16 protein-coding genes are annotated in these 16,586 nt (G+C 56.9%); 10 read left to right on the forward strand and 6 right to left on the reverse strand.

From position 1 onward, the window contains the following. The first annotated feature begins 8 nt into the window (after positions 1 to 8). Together guaB and JK208_RS03470 are read left to right on the forward strand one after the other, a co-directional pair. On the forward strand, positions 9 to 1,502 hold the full coding sequence (gene guaB / locus JK208_RS03465; RefSeq protein WP_211574381.1) for an IMP dehydrogenase: 1,494 nt from the start codon (positions 9 to 11) through the stop codon (positions 1,500 to 1,502). 56 nt (positions 1,503 to 1,558) lie between these two features. Then, the gene (locus tag JK208_RS03470) at positions 1,559 to 2,920 is read left to right on the forward strand and encodes an RsmB/NOP family class I SAM-dependent RNA methyltransferase (RefSeq protein WP_211574382.1); all 1,362 of its coding nucleotides are present in this window, start codon (positions 1,559 to 1,561) and stop codon (positions 2,918 to 2,920) included. Here JK208_RS03470 and JK208_RS03475 read toward each other — a convergent pair. Next, entirely contained in the window at positions 2,886 to 3,410 is a 525-nt protein-coding gene (locus JK208_RS03475; RefSeq protein ID WP_249201924.1) for a GNAT family N-acetyltransferase, read from the reverse strand. The genes JK208_RS03470 and JK208_RS03475 overlap by 35 nt on opposite strands. Positions 3,411 to 3,502: 92 nt before the next feature. On the opposite strand from JK208_RS03475, the gene JK208_RS03480 reads away from it, so the two are divergent. Continuing rightward, entirely contained in the window at positions 3,503 to 5,305 is a 1,803-nt protein-coding gene (locus JK208_RS03480) for a sodium:proton antiporter (RefSeq protein WP_211574384.1), read from the forward strand. 154 nt (positions 5,306 to 5,459) lie between these two features. Beyond that, the gene (locus JK208_RS03485; protein ID WP_211574385.1) at positions 5,460 to 6,419 is read left to right on the forward strand and encodes a glycosyltransferase; all 960 of its coding nucleotides are present in this window, start codon (positions 5,460 to 5,462) and stop codon (positions 6,417 to 6,419) included. A gap of 23 nt (positions 6,420 to 6,442) precedes the next feature. On the opposite strand, the gene JK208_RS03490 is transcribed toward JK208_RS03485, so the two are convergent. After that, entirely contained in the window at positions 6,443 to 6,955 is a 513-nt protein-coding gene (locus JK208_RS03490) for a L,D-transpeptidase (protein WP_211574386.1), read from the reverse strand. Between the two features lie 163 nt (positions 6,956 to 7,118). Between JK208_RS03490 and JK208_RS03495 the strand changes: the two genes are divergently transcribed. Beyond that, positions 7,119 to 7,853: a response regulator transcription factor gene (locus JK208_RS03495; protein WP_194255901.1), complete on the forward strand. Its 735-nt coding sequence runs from the start codon at positions 7,119 to 7,121 to the stop codon at positions 7,851 to 7,853. Between the two features lie 23 nt (positions 7,854 to 7,876). On the opposite strand, the gene JK208_RS03500 is transcribed toward JK208_RS03495, so the two are convergent. Further along, entirely contained in the window at positions 7,877 to 8,674 is a 798-nt protein-coding gene (locus JK208_RS03500) for an exodeoxyribonuclease III (RefSeq protein ID WP_211574701.1), read from the reverse strand. A gap of 81 nt (positions 8,675 to 8,755) precedes the next feature. Between JK208_RS03500 and JK208_RS03505 the strand changes: the two genes are divergently transcribed. The 4 genes from JK208_RS03505 (at position 8,756) to JK208_RS03520 (ending at position 13,420) form a co-directional block, all read left to right on the forward strand. Next, the gene (locus JK208_RS03505; protein WP_211574387.1) at positions 8,756 to 9,763 is read left to right on the forward strand and encodes a dipeptidase; all 1,008 of its coding nucleotides are present in this window, start codon (positions 8,756 to 8,758) and stop codon (positions 9,761 to 9,763) included. Between the two features lie 315 nt (positions 9,764 to 10,078). Continuing rightward, on the forward strand, positions 10,079 to 12,016 hold the full coding sequence (gene uvrC / locus JK208_RS03510) for an excinuclease ABC subunit UvrC (RefSeq protein WP_211574388.1): 1,938 nt from the start codon (positions 10,079 to 10,081) through the stop codon (positions 12,014 to 12,016). A gap of 90 nt (positions 12,017 to 12,106) precedes the next feature. Next, complete coding sequence (gene pgsA, locus JK208_RS03515) at positions 12,107 to 12,709, forward strand: CDP-diacylglycerol--glycerol-3-phosphate 3-phosphatidyltransferase (protein WP_194263082.1); 603 nt, start codon at positions 12,107 to 12,109, stop codon at positions 12,707 to 12,709. 102 nt (positions 12,710 to 12,811) lie between these two features. Beyond that, positions 12,812 to 13,420 carry a hypothetical protein gene (locus JK208_RS03520; RefSeq protein WP_211574389.1) on the forward strand — a complete coding sequence of 203 codons (609 nt, stop codon included), beginning with the start codon at positions 12,812 to 12,814 and terminating at the stop codon, positions 13,418 to 13,420. A 54-nt stretch (positions 13,421 to 13,474) separates the two neighbouring features. On the opposite strand, the gene lexA is transcribed toward JK208_RS03520, so the two are convergent. Beyond that, positions 13,475 to 14,194 carry a transcriptional repressor LexA gene (lexA, locus tag JK208_RS03525; protein ID WP_194263042.1) on the reverse strand — a complete coding sequence of 240 codons (720 nt, stop codon included), beginning with the start codon at positions 14,192 to 14,194 and terminating at the stop codon, positions 13,475 to 13,477. Between the two features lie 303 nt (positions 14,195 to 14,497). Between lexA and rpmG the strand changes: the two genes are divergently transcribed. Further along, the gene (rpmG, locus tag JK208_RS03530) at positions 14,498 to 14,665 is read left to right on the forward strand and encodes a 50S ribosomal protein L33 (protein ID WP_011253780.1); all 168 of its coding nucleotides are present in this window, start codon (positions 14,498 to 14,500) and stop codon (positions 14,663 to 14,665) included. An 84-nt stretch (positions 14,666 to 14,749) separates the two neighbouring features. Here the strand turns inward: rpmG and JK208_RS03535 are convergent, their stop codons facing one another. Continuing rightward, positions 14,750 to 15,079, reverse strand: a complete 330-nt coding sequence (locus tag JK208_RS03535; RefSeq protein WP_099286734.1) for a septum formation initiator family protein — start codon at positions 15,077 to 15,079, stop codon at positions 14,750 to 14,752. 139 nt (positions 15,080 to 15,218) lie between these two features. Continuing rightward, complete coding sequence (gene eno / locus JK208_RS03540; RefSeq protein WP_194268451.1) at positions 15,219 to 16,499, reverse strand: phosphopyruvate hydratase; 1,281 nt, start codon at positions 16,497 to 16,499, stop codon at positions 15,219 to 15,221. Positions 16,500 to 16,586 lie beyond the last annotated feature (87 nt).

Below are 16,586 nucleotides of genomic sequence, written 5' to 3' on the forward strand. Positions count from 1 at the left end.
CGCGGCTCATGACTTCATCTTCCCACACAACAAATCTGAATGAGCGCATCCGCGAAGCGCTGGCTTTCGACGACGTTCTCGTCGAACCGGCAGAATCGTCGGTCCTTCCAGCCCAGACTTCGACGCGCACGCGCCTGACACGCTCCATCGAGCTGAACATCCCCCTGATGTCTTCCGCAATGGACACCGTGACTGAAGACGGCATGGCCATCGCCATGGCGCAGCAGGGCGGCATGGGCGTTATTCACAAGAACCTCTCAATTGAAGAGCAGGCCGAGCAGGTCCGTCGCGTCAAGCGCTTCGAATCAGGTATGGTCGTCAATCCCGTCACGGTCGGTCCGAACCAGACGCTGGCAGAAGTTCAGGCCATCATGGCACGTCATGGCGTCTCCGGCCTCCCGGTCATTGAAGAGGGCAGCGGCGTTCTGGTCGGTATCCTGACCAACCGCGACATGCGCTTCACGACCGACCCAAACACGCGCGTCCGTGACCTGATGACGCATGAAAACCTCGTGACGGTCCTTAACGGCGCGGCACCGGACGAAGCACGCACACTTCTGCACCGCCACCGCATCGAAAAACTGCTGGTGGTTGACGAAGCACAGCGATGCATCGGCCTGATCACTGTCAAGGACATGGACAAGGCCATCGCACACCCGCTGGCCATTAAGGATTCGCAGGGGCGGCTGCGTTGCGCCGCTGCTGTCGGTGTGGGCGAAGACGGCTTCCGGCGCGCCGCCGCACTCGCTGAAGCTGGTGTGGATGTCATCGTCGTAGATACGGCCCACGGCCATTCACACGGCGTTCTGAGTGCCGTCGAAACCCTCAAGAGCCGTCATGGCGGGTTGCAGGTCATCGCCGGCAACGTCGCCACCCCACAGGCCGCCCGCGCCCTGATCGCTGCCGGAGCCGACTGCGTGAAGATCGGTATTGGACCGGGCTCCATCTGCACCACGCGCGTCGTGGCCGGTGTGGGCGTTCCGCAGTTCTCGGCCGTTATGGAAACAGCCGCAGCCTGTCATGAACTGGACATCCCCGCCATTGCAGATGGTGGCGTCCGGACATCGGGCGATATCGTGAAGGCCCTCGGCGCAGGCGCGGATGTGGTCATGGTCGGCTCGCTACTGGCTGGCACGGATGAGAGCCCAGGCGAGACGTTCCTGTATCAGGGCCGCTCCTACAAGGCCTATCGCGGCATGGGATCGCTGGGCGCCATGGCCCGCGGTTCCGCAGACCGGTATTTTCAGGCGGAAGTCCGCGATACGCTCAAACTGGTCCCGGAAGGTATTGAAGGCCAGGTTCCCTACAAGGGGGGCATGTCCGCCGTCATTCACCAACTCGTCGGTGGTCTGAAAGCAGGTATGGGTTATACGGGATCGGCCACGATTGCCGATCTTCAGGTCCGCACCATGTTCCGTCGCATCACGAATGCAGGCCTGCGTGAGAGCCATGTCCATGACGTGACGATCACCCGCGAAGCCCCGAACTACCGCCGGGACTGAACCTCCCTGCATCAAAGTCTCTCGCATTGAGAGGCTAAACGGGCTACGGGGGCGCTATGACCCCCGCAGCCCGTCTTTCAGGCGCCATCGATCTGCTCTGTGCGATCCAGAATGCGCCCCGCCGTCCCGCCGACGCCACAGCCAACGCTTTTTTCCGCGAACGCCGTTATATTGGTGGCGGAGACCGTCGGGCCATTTCCACGATCGTCTGGGATGTCCTGCGTGGCTGGAGACGACTGCAATGGAATCTCCGGGATATTTCCGGCGATATTTCCCCACGACTGATCTGTGCGGCATCGCTCCTTCTTGGCGGAGAGACGATGGAAAATGTCCGTCGGCTTTTCTCCGGGGAGCGTTACGCGCAGAACCCTCTGACGTCTCGCGAGGATGTGGCCCTCAAGGGTTTGGAAGGAAAAGAACTTTCCACCCAGAAGCAGCCACTGGCCGTGCGGCTTGAGTACCCGGACTGGCTGGAGAGCGCGCTCCGTGAAACGTTCGGTAACCGGCTGCCAGACGAAATGGAAGCAATGCTGGGCACGCCGACGCTAGATCTTCGGGTCAACCTGCTCAAGGGAAGCCGGGAACAGGCCGCGCGGGAACTTCGTCGCGAATCGCTTCCGGCGGAAATGACGAAACTGTCTCCGTGGGGTCTGCGTCTCGATGGGCGCCAGCCCGTCACCGCGACGCAGGCTTTTAAAGACGGTCTGGTTGAGATTCAGGACGAAGGCAGCCAGCTTGTGGTCGCGGCCGCCGATGCGCGTGGTGAGCACCGGGTTCTGGATTATTGCGCCGGAGCAGGCGGCAAGACGCTGGCATTGGCGATGACCATGGAAAACCGTGGACATATCGTTGCCTGTGACGTGCATGAGAAACGCCTTGACGGAGCGGTGAAGCGGCTGCGTCGTGCAGGCGTTCACAACGTGGAACGGCATCTGTTGGTGTCCGGAGACAAATGGGCGAAGCGTCGGGCTGGCAGCTTTGATCGCGTGCTTGTCGATGCGCCTTGCTCGGGAACCGGGACATGGCGGCGCAACCCGGATGCACGTCTGCGCCTGACGCCCGAAGACATTCAGGAACTCGTCATCAAACAGGCGCAGATCCTTGATCGTGCAGCATCTTTGGTGAAGCCGGGTGGACGTATGATCTATGCGACATGCTCACTTCTGGCCTGTGAGAACGGCCAGCAGATCGACGCCTTCCTCAAGCGTCGCGATGACTTCAGACGCCTGCCGAAAGAGCAGATGTCCGAACTTCTGCCCGCCGAGTTGCGGAGCAAGGCCCAGTTCTCGCTGACACCATTGCGGGATGGCACGGATGGATTCTTCGCTTGCGTTCTCGAACGCGTCGTGACGGAAGCAAAGACACAAGAGGAAGACGTGGCCGTTACGGCCCCGGTGGCAGAAGATCCTTCCACATAACAAGCGCGTCCACATATCCTTCCGAAGGGTGATCGAATGCGCCCGGCAGCGTTCCGATCACCCGAAACCCCAGTAATTTCCACAGCTCTACGGCGCGCAGATTGGTGCTGACAACGAAATTGAACTGCATGGCGCGAAAGCCGAGTTTCGTCGCTTCAGCAAGTGCTTCCTCGGCCATTGCCCGCCCAGCACCAAAACCGGGTCGTGCAACGAATCCCGCATTGGCGATGTGACTTCCGCCGCCTTTCTGGTTGGCTTGAAGATAGAATGTGCCCACGATTTCATGATCGTGGGTCTGAGCGACATAAACGCGATGCTCGACAGCCATCCAATACGCCAGCGCCTGCTGCCGTCCCCAGTGTCGGGGCAGTGCGTAAGTTTCGCCTTTACGCAACACAGGAGACAGCAGGCGCCAGATTTCTTCCCGATCCAGAGACTGGGCGGGACGAATCAGAAGGTTGTTTCCGGTTTGAGCTGAAGACGATGGCATAACAGGGCTTTCTTCCATGTTTTAGGTGCGCGACGGCATTTGAGGTATGATACCGCTTCGTATCCATCATGCGGAGCCCGTGCCGAATATCCATGCAGTATGACATTCTTATCGGCATTGCCTCGACGTTTGGCGCAGGAATGCTGGCCCAGTGGGTCGCCTGGCGCTTTCGGCTTCCGGCCATTGTCCTTCTCTTCTCGCTGGGTCTGATTTTCGGGCCGGGGCTGGGTATTCTTCATCCTTCCGAAACGATGGGATGGATGTTCCGACCATTGGTGTCACTGCTTGTGGCGCTTGTCGTGTTCGAAGGCGGCATGGCGCTCGATTTCCGCCAGTTGCGCGAAGCCGGGGAGGGTGTCGCACGCCTGACGATGCTCGCGCTACCCATCAACTGGGTTCTGGGCTCTCTGGCAGCACATTACGTGGCCCATCTGGAATGGGGCACCTCCATGCTGTTTGGGGCAATCGTCGTGGTGACGGGCCCAACAGTCGTTCTGCCGCTTCTGCGTAGTGCCAAGCTTCAGCCGCGCGTTGCAGCGTTCCTCCGATGGGAAGCCATCGTCAACGATCCGCTAGGCGCCATTCTGGCTGCAGTCGTGCTTCAACTCATGCTGTTGCATGCGGACGTACATGCAGGCGTCTTCTTCACCCACACACTGCCTGATCTGCTGGGCGCGATTGCCGTCGCGCTCTCTGCAGGCATCCTGCCAGCCTATCTGATCCGGTATCTGTTCACCCGTGATCTGATGCCGGAAATTCTCAAAACGCCCATGTTGATCTCGATGGCATTGGTGATCTTCTCGCTGTGCAATCTGGAAATGGGTGGCGCAGGGCTGATGGCGGTCACGATCTTCGGCATGGCGCTGGCCAATCTTCATATTCCGGGTGTGACAGAGCTCCGGCGTATGAAGGAGTCACTGGTGGTTCTGGTCGTATCGGTGCTGTTCATCATGCTAACAGCCGATCTGCAGCGGAATGTTCTGGCGCAGCTCTCGATTCCGATTTTCGCACTGACGGTAGTGGTTTTATTTGTCGTGCGTCCGTTGGGTATTTTCCTTTCAACTCTGGGGACAAGCATGCCCTGGAAGGAAAAGCTGTTTGTCGGCTGGATTGCGCCACGCGGTATTGTCGCAGCTGCTGTGGCGGGTGAGGCGGGTGTCAGCCTGAAGGAAGCGGGCTATCATTCTGCCGATCTGATCATGCCCGCTGTATTCGCCGTGATTGCCGTTACGATGATCCTACACGGTTTTTCACTTGGCCCGATTGCGCGGCGCCTCAAACTCACACTCTCCAATGATCCGGCAATCGCAATTCTGGGATCAAGCGGATGGTCCATCAACTTTGCGTCCTGTCTGCGCAAGGCAGGGGTGCCAGTTTTGCTGGTCGATAACCGCTCCAGCGCACTTCTGCCCGCCACCCGGCAGGACATTCCAGTACTGCGCGCAGAACTCCTGTCACAACACGGACAGGAATCCCTTGAAGAGCGACCTGCCGACTATCTGATCGCAACAACCGCTGACGGCATTTATAACGGTATGGTCTGCGGGCATCTGGCCCCCACCATGGGACGTCAGCGCGTCTACCAGATCAGCCCAGGGGTGGCGCGGCTCGACTTCTATCACGGCCTGTCACGCGATGCGCGCGGCAAGGTTCTGGGCGAACCGGCGTGGAATTATACGCTGTTCGATACGCTATTCGATCAAGGCTGGCGTTTCAGCGCCACAGAAGCCACCGAAGAGAGCGCCTCAATGTTCGGAAATGACGAAAACAGGCTTGATATTCTCGTCGTGCGCCGCGACGGAGGCATCCTGATCCGTTCAGCTGAAGACAATGACAAAGCCGTACCCCAACCAGGAGATTACATGATCTCCATGGTTCCGCCGGATGTCGAATAAATATGAAGAGACCAAAGTAATATTCTGTCATGACGGCCATAAAATTGAAGATACATCTCAAAAATGACGTCTGATTTTTTACAATAGAATTTCCTCTTTTTCCTCTTCCCTTGCCCGCATGGCACCGCCATCATACAGAAAACGGAGAACTCGCATGGACGTACAGACTTGCGTTTGTTACTGCACTGATCGATCATATCTTTTTCCAACTCTCGTCAGTGCACTTCAGGCGCGCGCTCATGCGGCATCACACATTGCAGACATTATTATTGTCTGCTTTGACGTCGATGCAGAGACAATTTCCGTCGCTCAATCAATATGCAATAAAAATAATATCATTCTCTTCTCAAGATCTGGAAAAGACATAGATGGCGCGCCAGCTATGCTTGGAAGACTGTATCTGGATGAAATTCTACCTGAAAATTATAAAAATATCCTTTATGTCGATGGCGACACGCAGATCAAATCGTCGCTGAACGAATTTCTAGCCTGCGTACCGCCTGAAGGACGCTTTTTCGCTTCAGCCGATCCTATGGTTTTCCTGCTTGAAGATCAGTCAAAAGAAGGAAAGTCAGTCCGGAAGCACTTTCAGGAAATCGGCCTCAATCCTGAGCAATCCAGGCAATATTTCAATACAGGAGTGCTCTACTTCAATCGCTCAGCCTGGGCTGTTATTGCGGAGAAGGCACGGACAATCATTCGGTCTCAGAACACGATGTCCAGATTCCCGGATCAGGACATTCTCAATATTGTTGGCATTGAGCGTGCGCTGCCGATGTCGCTATCGTGGAATTTTCCCGTCTTTCTGCACAATGCCCGGCTTGAGAGCACGATTCAGCCAAAAATTGTCCACTATATGTCTCAGCCAAAACCATGGGACGGCGTCTTTCAGCCATGGCAGGCAGGTGATTATGCCCCATACTCGGCATTCGTTGCAGCTTATCCCGAAATTTCCGGACTATGGAAAAGAAGTTCGCTCCTTCGAAAATTAAAATATTTCGCGCAGCAGCATTACAAACGTTTCTGCGAGACCCGGAAATGGGGGCATGGTGCTGTGCATGCCCTTGTTCTGGACTACGAATCTAAATGCCGTAATGACGCAAAACAGGCCTAACGACTATAATTTCAATAGGGCCCTCAGGACGGCTCTTCCACTGTGATATGCGATAAACCGGCTTCAAGAAGCGCACGGAGGTCCTTTTCCTCAACGGCAATACAGCCCTCCGTGTATCCACTGGCAGGCGGTAGGTGCAGGAAGATCGCCGATCCGCATCCCGACCTGGCTGGCGCATCATTCCACCCCAGAACGATGCAAAGATCGTAAACATGATCGTCACGCCACAGGTTTTCGCATGAGGCCGGGTGAGGAAGCGTTACGGCGCGATTGTAATCAGAATGAGCGGGATCGTCGCACCAGCCATCATTAGGGGCGATAGGCTCGATGGGGAGGCCTGCTGTGCAGTCCGGACGCGATAGACGGTCCGCACGGTAGAAGACGCGCCGGAGTGGCAGTTCCCCGACGGGAGTACGAAGGTCTCCCTCCGTTTTGTCAAGAGACAGGCCGCGTTGTCCGATCAAAGCCGGAATGATTTTCCCCTGAAAGTGAAGAAAAGCGCGGTCTCCAGCGGTTCTCAAAATAGCTTTAGCCATAATGCTGTTTCCTTTTTCAGCTGTACTTGCCATAGTCTGATGCGAAAGCATGCTGCTTTCTTCCCGTTTACCGGGAATGGTAAGTCCGGATGTGCAAGTTACGAACACCGAATTTTTGCGGATGTGTCGTTTCTTCCGTCACGAGAGAACGAGACAGGTTATTATGGCAGGTCCACGCCCCATCCTGGTTGTTGACGATGATGATACGCTCCGTCGTCTTCTGGCGGAGCAGCTTCAGCACGGCGGCGAACTGGAAGCGGTTGAGGCGACGTCCGTTGCCGCAGCACGCGAACTCCTCGCCAAGCCTGGTGCCCGATATGACGCCATGCTGCTGGACATTACCCTTCCTGATGGTGACGGACGCGATTTCTGCGCGGAACTGCGGCGCGCTGGCGTCCGCATGCCAATCATCATCCTGACAGGCTCCGACGACGAACATGACGTGGTGCGCGGCCTTGATGCAGGGGCCAACGACTACGTTGCCAAGCCCTTCCGGATTGGTGAGCTTCTGGCCCGTCTGCGTGCCCAGTTGCGGATTTTCGAGAATAGCGAAGACGCCGTATTTGAAATCGGCCCCTATGCGTTCCGCCCGTCCGCAAAACTGCTGGTCGAAACTGCCCGCAACCGCCGGATCCGTCTAACGGAGAAGGAAGCGGCGATCCTGAAATATCTCTATCGTGCGGGTCAGCGTCCGGTGGCGCGTCAGGTTCTTCTGAACGAAGTCTGGGGTTATAACGCCGCCGTCACCACCCATACGCTTGAGACGCATATCTATCGCCTGCGTCAGAAAATTGAGCCCGATCCGACACGCACGTCGCTTCTGATTACAGAAGGCGGCGGATACCGTCTTGATCCTGAAGGACGTGGCGTTATTGGCTCCGACAGCCTGTCAGCCTAAAGGCTGACAGGCGTGGTGAGGGGTCAGGCTGGATCGAAGTCCAGCACGACCGGGACGTGATCGGAGGGGCTTTCCCAGTCCCGTACGTCCTGTAAGACCCTGATATCCCGCAGGCCCGGCATAAGATCGGGCGTCATCCAGACATGATCCAGCCGCCGTCCGCGGTTGGATTTTTTCCAGTCCTTGTTGCGGTATGACCACCATGTGTAGAGCTTTTCCGGCTCTGGTGTGATCTTCCGCATGGCATCCTGAAATCCTGTCGCCATCCACGCCTTCAGACGTTCGATTTCGGGCGGTGTGTGACTAACGATTTTCAGGAGTTGTTTGTGGCTCCAGACGTCATGCTCCAGCGGCGCGATATTGAGGTCTCCGACCAGAATGCTGCGGGCAGGGGGCGTATTGCTGAACCAACTCGTGGCTTCATCCACAAAAGCGAGTTTGTGGGCGAATTTTTCGTTTTCCACCGGGTCGGGAATATCGCCTCCTGCCGGCACGTAAAAATCATGCAGTAGGATCGGACCGGCCGGGGTCGCAATGCTGGCTGCCACATGTCGGCAATCGGAGCGGGTACACCAGTCGGGCGTACCCGCCACACTCTGCAGCGGATGTCGCGACAGGATCGCCACACCATTATAGCTCTTCATGCCCTTATAGGCCTGATGGGGCAGCCCCATTTCAGCCAGAGCCTGAGCGGGAAAGAGCGGATCCGGGACTTTCGTTTCCTGTAGACAGACGATGTCCGGGGCTTCCTGTTCGACGATCAGCTTCAGCAGAGGCAGTCTGAGTCGAAGGGAATTGATGTTCCAGGTGATGAGACGCATGACGACTGGATCGACCGGATCAGGCGTTTTGACAAGCACCCTCTTGCACACAAAGCTTTCCCGTCCGATCTAGAACGAACCATGACTGATCTGCACAACACGCTCCTGACGCTTGATTCCCATATCGATATTCCTTGGCCGGACCGGCAGGATGCCTGGGCGGAAGATACGCCGAGGCAGGTAAATGTCCCCAAGACACGCAAAGGTGGCCTGAAAGCCGTATGCCTTGCAGCCTATATTCCGCAGGGTTCGCGTGATGAGGCGGGACATGCCGAAGCCTGGGAGCGGGTTCAGGGCATGCTGGATGTCATTTCCGGGATCGAAGGACGTCAGGGCGATCACAGCGCACGCGTCTGTCGGACGGCGGCGGATGTCCGTGCGGCCCATACAGCAGGCGACCTTGCCGTCATTCCGGCGATCGAAAACGGCCATGGGCTGGGCGGTCAGCCAGAGCGTATCGCGGAACTCGCTCGTCGCTATGGTGTGCGCTATATGACGCTGACTCATAACGGGCATAATGCGCTCGCGGATGCGGCCATTCCGCGCAAGGATCTGGCGGACAGCGAAACACTTCACGGCGGGCTGTCAGATCTCGGGCGTGAGGCAATCGCACACATGAACCGCTCCGGCGTTCTGGTAGACGTCTCCCATGCCGCAAAATCGACCATGATGCAGGCCAGTGAAGTCTCCGCCACGCCGGTTCTCGCAAGCCATTCCTGTGCCCGTGCCCTGTGCGACCACCCACGCAATCTGGACGATGAACAACTAGACCGCCTGAAAGAAACGGGCGGCCTGATTCAGGTAACGGCCATGGGGTCATTCCTGAAGAAAGGCGGCGGCGGGACGGTCGAAGATCTGGTGCGCCACATCTTGTATATTGCGAACCGGATCGGTGTGGAGCACGTGGGCATTTCCTCGGACTTCGATGGCGGCGGCGGCATTCCGGGATGGAAAGATGCAACCGAAACCGCAAATGTGACGCATGCCCTTCAGGCAGCTGGGTTCAGTGATGCGGACATTTCTGCCATCTGGGGTGGCAACATGCTGCGCCTTCTGGAGACTGCTGAAAAAGCAACAACGGCACCCTGAACCCAGCATTGAAAACCCGCTTCGACAGACCGAAAAAGAACAGAACATGATCATGGCGGGCAAAACAGGCACCGCTTCGTCCACCATGATCTGTTGAGGCCCTCTCAAGCCTCCTGTCGATCCTTTCCTCCCTTCCAAAAATGCTTCTTGGAAGGGAGGAAGAAAGTAAGAAGTGACTGTTTTCAACAACTTACAAAATATGATTAAAAATTAGGCAATCTGATGGCAGGTCTGGCAAACCGTGGCTTTCATGATTCTGTCACAGACCAGCCCACAGACTTTTCCACAGGTTCAGTGGATGACTGAAGAAGCCCGATGACCGACCTTCCTCCCCAGAACTCCGACCGGCCTGACGACCATGACGAACCCACTGTTTCTTCGGAAAAAAGACAAGGTGTGGAGGCGATCCGCGAGGCCCTAAAGACCATACCATACAGCCCTGGCGTGTATCGCATGCTGAGTGCGAAAGGGGAGGTGCTGTATGTCGGCAAGGCGCTGAGCCTGAAAAAACGCGTCTCATCCTATACCCGCATCAATCAGCTTCCGGAGCGGCTGAGGCGCATGGTGTCGATGACGGTTTCGATGGAAATTGTCATCACGAAAACAGAAGCAGACGCCCTGCTTCTGGAAGCGAATTACATCAAGCGCATGAAGCCGCGCTTCAACATCCTGCTGCGTGACGACAAGAGCTATCCGTGGCTGATGCTGACTGAAAGCCACGAGTTTCCACAAATCACCAAACAGCGCGGCAAACCCGTAAAGGGCGCGACCTACTGGGGGCCGTTTGCCAATGCCTGGGCCGTCAACCAGACGCTCAATCTGGTGCAGCGCAGCTTTCTGCTCCGCTCCTGTTCGGATGCCGTGCTGAACAGCAGGACGCGGCCCTGCCTGCTGTACCAGATCAAACGCTGTTCGGCGCCCTGTGTGGATCGTATTTCCGGGCCTGACTACGCAAAACTGGTTGACGAGGCCCGGCAGTTCCTTTCGGGACACAGCACGGACCTGCAACAGCGCCTGGCTGCCGAGATGGAGCAGGCCTCGCAGGATATGGATTACGAGCGAGCCGCGTCGATCCGGGACAGGATCCGAGGCTTTGCCAGCATTCAGGGCTCCAGCACCGTCAATCCGGCATCGATCAATGACGCCGATATCATGACAATCTGGCAGGAAGCCGGTCAGAGCTGCATTCAGGTGTTCTTCATCCGGGGCAGCCGCAATAACGGCAACCGGGCATTCTATCCGGCTCATGCAGAGGAAGAGACCGCAGCAGACGTGCTGTCGGCGTTCATGATTCAGTTCTACGACAACAAACCGCCCCCGCCCACAATTCTGGCGAACTGCGAAATTCCCGAGCTGAATCTGGTCGAAGAAGCCCTCAGCATCCGGCGCGGACAGAAGGTCGAAATCCTCAGGCCACAACGGGGGGAGAAAAAAGACGTCGTCGAACACGCGGCTCTAAACGCGAGGGAGGCGCTGGAGCGCAAGCTGGCCGAGAATACCGGACAGCGCAAACTTCTCGAAGGGGTAGCGGAGGTCTTCGGTCTTCCGGAAACGCCACAGCGCATCGAAACCTATGACAACTCCCACATCATGGGACAGGCGCCTTATGGCGTGATGGTTGTCGGTGGCCCTGAAGGCTTCAACAAACGTGCTTACCGCAAATACGGGATCAAGGGTCCGGTCGCGCCGGGAGATGATTTCGGCATGATGCGTGAAGTCATGGAACGCCGGTTCGGGAAACGACCGGAAAACGGAGAGCGGCCGGAGGACTGGCCGGATCTGCTTCTCATCGACGGCGGCCTTGGGCAGTTCAATGCCGTGCGAAAGGTATTGGCCGATATCGGCGTTACCGGAATTCCGATCGTGGCCATCGCCAAAGGGCCGGACCGGGATGCCGGACGGGAATGGTTCTTCACAGAGACAAAACCGCCCTTCCAGCTCCCTCCAAGAGACCCGGTTCTCTATTATCTGCAAAGACTGCGTGACGAGGCGCATAGATTCGCGATCACCACCCACCGGGCAGGACGCTCGAAAGGCTTACGCAGCTCCGAACTGGATAATGTGCCAGGAATCGGCGCCGCGCGGAAAAAGGCTCTTCTCAATTATTTCGGCTCGGCAAAATCGGTCAGACAGGCGAGTCTTGAGGAGCTGGAAAGCGCCCCCGGCATCAGTTCGAGCACGGCAACTGCCATATATGGGCATTTCCATCCTGAATGGGTCCAGAAAGCCTCAACCGATCATCGCAGCCCCTGAGACCCGTTCGACGATTTACACGAAAAATACATCTTTCGCGGACACATTGGCGCATACCGGTATGAGGGAAACTGTTCTAGACTGAGCGTGATGCTGACAGATCTGCCAAACATTCTGACACTGCTGCGTATCGCGTCCATTCCCGTACTGGTCGTGCTGCTCTCCGTGCATTCACCGACCGCGAATGTGATCGCCTGCGTGTTCTATACGGCCGCATGCATCACGGACTATCTGGACGGAGCACTGGCCCGTCGCTGGCAGCAGCTGTCCGAGCTGGGCCGGATGATGGACCCAATCGCAGACAAGCTTCTGGTCGGATCACTTCTGCTGGCTCTGGCAGGGCTAACGCAACTGCCTGTCTACTCGCTCTATGCAGCGATCATCATCATGATCCGCGAAATTCTGGTCAGCGGCTTGCGGGAATACATGGCGTCCCAGCGGGAGACGCTTCCATCGACGCGATTGGCGAAATGGAAGACCGGTATCCAGATGGTGGCGATCGGTTTTCTGATCGGTGGGGATGGAGCCGCAGGAATGCTGGGGCTTTCGTTTCTGCCGGCAACGCTGATTGGCGGAATCCTCCTTTGGTTCTCGGTCATTCCGACCGTCATCAGCGGCTGGGGATATCTGACCGCAGGGTTAGCCCGCATCATGGCGGGACAATCCCGTAAATCATCCAAAATCGGCTTCTGAGGTCATAAGGCGAAAGAATTGTAGCGTTCTTCGACTGTCTTCATCTGGCGCTCCGTTACAAGGACCGCTAAAGGTCATGGATTGACCTCGTGGGAGTAAGAAATGCGGAAGACCGCTCTGCTGGCACTACCTCTCGCTCTGAGCGGCTGTTCAGGCATGGGCAAGTATATCCGCGACACGATGGTCTGGACGGCGCTCGATAATCCGAACGGCCCTCATGGTGACAGCGAGAATATTCATCGCGCCCGCGGTGAGAAATACTCCGAAACTCCAATTCTTCCCGAAAGCGGAAATATCTGGCCCGGGGCCCCACAACCGCTCCCGACGCTCAAGGATGTCGAAAACCCCAACAGTACGTTCAGCCACGCTCTCGGCGATCCGGCGACCTACTTTGGCGGTGCTGCACTTGACGAAAACTTCATGGGCGGAATCGCTGGCAAGGGCGCTCTTGGAGCCTCCGGCCCGCAACTCATGCAGGGCCAGAGCCTGTCAGTCGGGGAAGGTGCCGATACGCATCAGGGTGTGTCACACGACCGTAGCCATCTTATTCCGACGCTTCCTTCGTCAGTTCCCGACAGTGCGGCCCGCTTTCTGAACAAAAGCCCCAGCAAGGCCATCATCATTCCTAACGGAGATGGCACCAGCACAGTTATCGGCCCGGACGGAAGTGTGAAGGTCATTCACGGAACAACCTTACCTCCCACACAATGAGGGTCTACTGACGGACCAGAGCCGTCAGCATTTTACCATATCAGGCGTCCGTCTTTAATACTGACGGAAAAGGGCGATCAACCGTCCCTGAATGTTCACACGCTCTGCTGGGAAGATGCGCGTTTCGTAATCCCGGTTCGCAGCTTCCAGTGCGATCATTGATCCGCGACGGCGTAGCTTTTTGAGCGTCACTTCCTGTCCATCAATGAGGGCAACGATAATCTGTCCATTTTCGGCCGTCTCACGTCGCCGAATAATGGCGATGTCTCCATCCAGAATTCCAGCCTCGATCATCGAATCGCCAGCCACCGTGAGGGCGTAATGCTCTCCGGTGCCCAGAAGCGAAATGGGAACTTCGATCCTGTCGCTGTCGTCCTGCATGGCTTCAATCGGCAAACCCGCTGCGATACGACCATAAAGAGGAATGCTGACGGTCTGACGATCATTGGCGACACTGGCTTCGGAGAAGGCTCCATCAAGGCCCGTCTCGCCCTGGCTCAGAACAGCCGGGACAAAACCGGTTTCCGGAGCCAGAGCGGCAACAGGAGCTTCCGTACCCATATGGGGCAGACGCAGCACTTCGAGCGCCCGTGCACGGTGATGGTGCCGACGCAGAAAGCCACGTTCTTCCAAAGCGGAAATCAAGCGATGGATGCCCGATTTGGAACGTAGTTCGAGGGCATCTTTCATCTCATCGAAAGAGGGCGAATATCCCGTGCGGCGGAGATGATCGTCGATATACAGCAAAAGCTGGTGCTGCTTACGGGTCAGCATACAGGCGCTCCCATGCGCCTCGGCGGAGGCAGGTCAGAACAGGACACAGAATGACGGGCATCCTGCATTTGTTCCTTATAGGTTCCCACCTGTTGCCCTTCAAGCAAAGAGACGCACCGACAGAGTTATCCAGCAAGAATTTTTAAGCTTCAAACTCCTTGAAACTACAGGAAAACCGCTAAATCGTGCGCAAAGGTCTTGACCTGCGGGCCACAAATCAGCATGGTGCGCCAAATCTAGAGATCAACATGCTGCATCGACACCTTCGAGCGGCATAAGTTATGGCGAAAGCCCGAGGGTATCATGGGAAAGAGCAACGTTATTCAGATCCGGCTCGTTTCGTCAGCTGAAACCGGCTACTTCTACGTCACGAAGAAGAATGCCCGTTCCGCTACGGGAAAGATGGAAGTGCGCAAGTACGATCCGGTCGCACGCAAGCACGTCGTGTTTCGCGAAGCCAAGATCAAGTAAGGCTGCATCCAGCAGTCTTTATAAAAAAAGCGGCCTTCGGGCCGCTTTTTTTATGCTCTGAGAGCTGTTCGTTTTAACTACTGCTTAGAACAGCTTGTCATGCGGTCCGTAAGGAACAACCAGATCGCCGCTGCGCGTCAGGTTCATCGTGGCACGCGCACGCTCATCCAGCATATCAGCGTCCAGCGCTTTCTCCTTGAGGGCAACGACACGGCGACGCCAGACATTCTGCTCGTCATCAGCGTCCTGCCGGGCCTGAAGCGCATCCTTTTGAAGCTGGGTCTGCTCCTGATAGGCATGAATCCCGTGCGCTCCATGCAGAGCGTTCCAGCCGAAATAGGCGGTAAGCGACAGAAAAAAAGCCGGAGGAGCTACGGCGCGGACACCACGCTTGATAAGTCGGATCAGTGTCACGTCGCGAAAACTCCGTTCTGAGAGACTGTATCAGTCTATATCAGTCATTTGTGACCAGACAATGAATGATACGGACATCAATCATATTCAGGCACAAAAAAGGCCTCATTCCGGGGAGGAATGAGGCCTTGGCTCAGTCTCAGGAGTTTCTGAGAATGTTGCGACCGGCATAACGGGCCGCACTGCCGAGCTGCTGCTCGATGCGAATAAGCTGGTTGTACTTGGCCGTACGGTCAGAGCGGGAGAGGGAGCCTGTCTTGATCTGGCCGCAGTTCGTGGCGACCGCGAGATCAGCAATGACGGAGTCTTCCGTCTCGCCCGAACGGTGGCTCATGACGCAGGCGTAACCGGCCTTGTGAGCGGTTTCGACGGCTTCCAGCGTCTCGGTCAGCGTGCCGATCTGGTTGACCTTTACCAGCAGTGCGTTACCGGTTCCGGCCTTGATGCCGCGACGCAGACGCTCGGGATTGGTGACGAACAGATCGTCTCCGACCAGCTGGAGCTTCTTGCCCAGACGGGTCGTCAGTTCTGCCCAGCCTTCCCAGTCATCTTCCGCCAGACCGTCTTCGATGGAGACGATCGGATAGCGGTTGGCCAGATCTTCAAGGTAGGAAATCATGCCCGAGGCATCAAATTCCTTACCTTCGCCCTTCAGATTGTAGCGTCCATCCGCATAGAACTCGGTCGCGGCACAGTCGAGAGCGAAGGTCACGTCTTCACCCAGTCGATAGCCGGCGGCTTCAACAGATTTTGCAATGAAACCAAGAGCTTCATCCGCAGACTTCAGATTCGGCGCGAAGCCACCTTCATCGCCGACATTGGTGTTGTGACCGGCTTCAGACAGACCTTTCTTCAGGCGTGCGAAGATTTCGGAGCCCATACGGATGGCATCCGCAATCGTCGGCGCGCCGACCGGCTGGATCATGAATTCCTGAATGTCGATCGGATTGTCGGCATGCTCGCCACCATTGACGATGTTCATCATCGGCACGGGAAGCAGGTGCGAATAAGCGCCACCAACATAGCGGTACAGCGGCAGTTCCAGTTCCTCGGCGGTCGCCTTGGCAACAGCAAGCGAGACGCCGAGAATGGCGTTGGCACCCAGACGGGATTTGTTGGACGTTCCGTCCAGATCGATCATCGCATTGTCGATAGCGATCTGATCTTCGGATTCGGCCCCCTGAAGCACTTCAAGAATGTCGTTCTCGACGTGACTACAGGCCTTCAGGACGCCTTTGCCGCCATAGCGGGACTTGTCACCATCACGCAGTTCCACGGCTTCATGTGCGCCTGTGGAAGCACCGGACGGGACGGCTGCACGGCCGCGGGCACCGGAGGACAGCTCGACTTCGACCTCGACAGTGGGATTGCCGCGGCTGTCCAGGATTTCGCGGGCGATGATATCAACGATAGCGCTCAATGGAAGCTCTCCTGGGATGCGTGAACCGGGTTGGCTCGTGACCGTTCTGAATGGAACAGCTATTTCAAGTCTCAAAATCACGCCGTG

This window comes from Gluconobacter sp. Dm-74, from assembly GCF_018256135.1.
Lineage (GTDB): Bacteria > Pseudomonadota > Alphaproteobacteria > Acetobacterales > Acetobacteraceae > Gluconobacter > Gluconobacter cadivus.

Bases quoted from the DNA above. Each gene is read 5' to 3' on its own strand.
- guaB (WP_211574381.1), top strand. From the start codon at position 9: ATGACTTCATCTTCCCACACAACAAATCTGAATGAGCGCATCCGCGAA.
- JK208_RS03470 (WP_211574382.1), top strand. From the start codon at position 1,559: ATGACCCCCGCAGCCCGTCTTTCAGGCGCCATCGATCTGCTCTGTGCG.
- JK208_RS03475 (WP_249201924.1), bottom strand. From the start codon at position 3,410: ATGCCATCGTCTTCAGCTCAAACCGGAAACAACCTTCTGATTCGTCCC.
- JK208_RS03480 (WP_211574384.1), top strand. From the start codon at position 3,503: ATGCAGTATGACATTCTTATCGGCATTGCCTCGACGTTTGGCGCAGGA.
- JK208_RS03485 (WP_211574385.1), top strand. From the start codon at position 5,460: ATGGACGTACAGACTTGCGTTTGTTACTGCACTGATCGATCATATCTT.
- JK208_RS03490 (WP_211574386.1), bottom strand. From the start codon at position 6,955: ATGGCTAAAGCTATTTTGAGAACCGCTGGAGACCGCGCTTTTCTTCAC.
- JK208_RS03495 (WP_194255901.1), top strand. From the start codon at position 7,119: ATGGCAGGTCCACGCCCCATCCTGGTTGTTGACGATGATGATACGCTC.
- JK208_RS03500 (WP_211574701.1), bottom strand. From the start codon at position 8,674: ATGCGTCTCATCACCTGGAACATCAATTCCCTTCGACTCAGACTGCCT.
- JK208_RS03505 (WP_211574387.1), top strand. From the start codon at position 8,756: ATGACTGATCTGCACAACACGCTCCTGACGCTTGATTCCCATATCGAT.
- uvrC (WP_211574388.1), top strand. From the start codon at position 10,079: ATGACCGACCTTCCTCCCCAGAACTCCGACCGGCCTGACGACCATGAC.
- pgsA (WP_194263082.1), top strand. From the start codon at position 12,107: ATGCTGACAGATCTGCCAAACATTCTGACACTGCTGCGTATCGCGTCC.
- JK208_RS03520 (WP_211574389.1), top strand. From the start codon at position 12,812: ATGCGGAAGACCGCTCTGCTGGCACTACCTCTCGCTCTGAGCGGCTGT.
- lexA (WP_194263042.1), bottom strand. From the start codon at position 14,194: ATGCTGACCCGTAAGCAGCACCAGCTTTTGCTGTATATCGACGATCAT.
- rpmG (WP_011253780.1), top strand. From the start codon at position 14,498: ATGGGAAAGAGCAACGTTATTCAGATCCGGCTCGTTTCGTCAGCTGAA.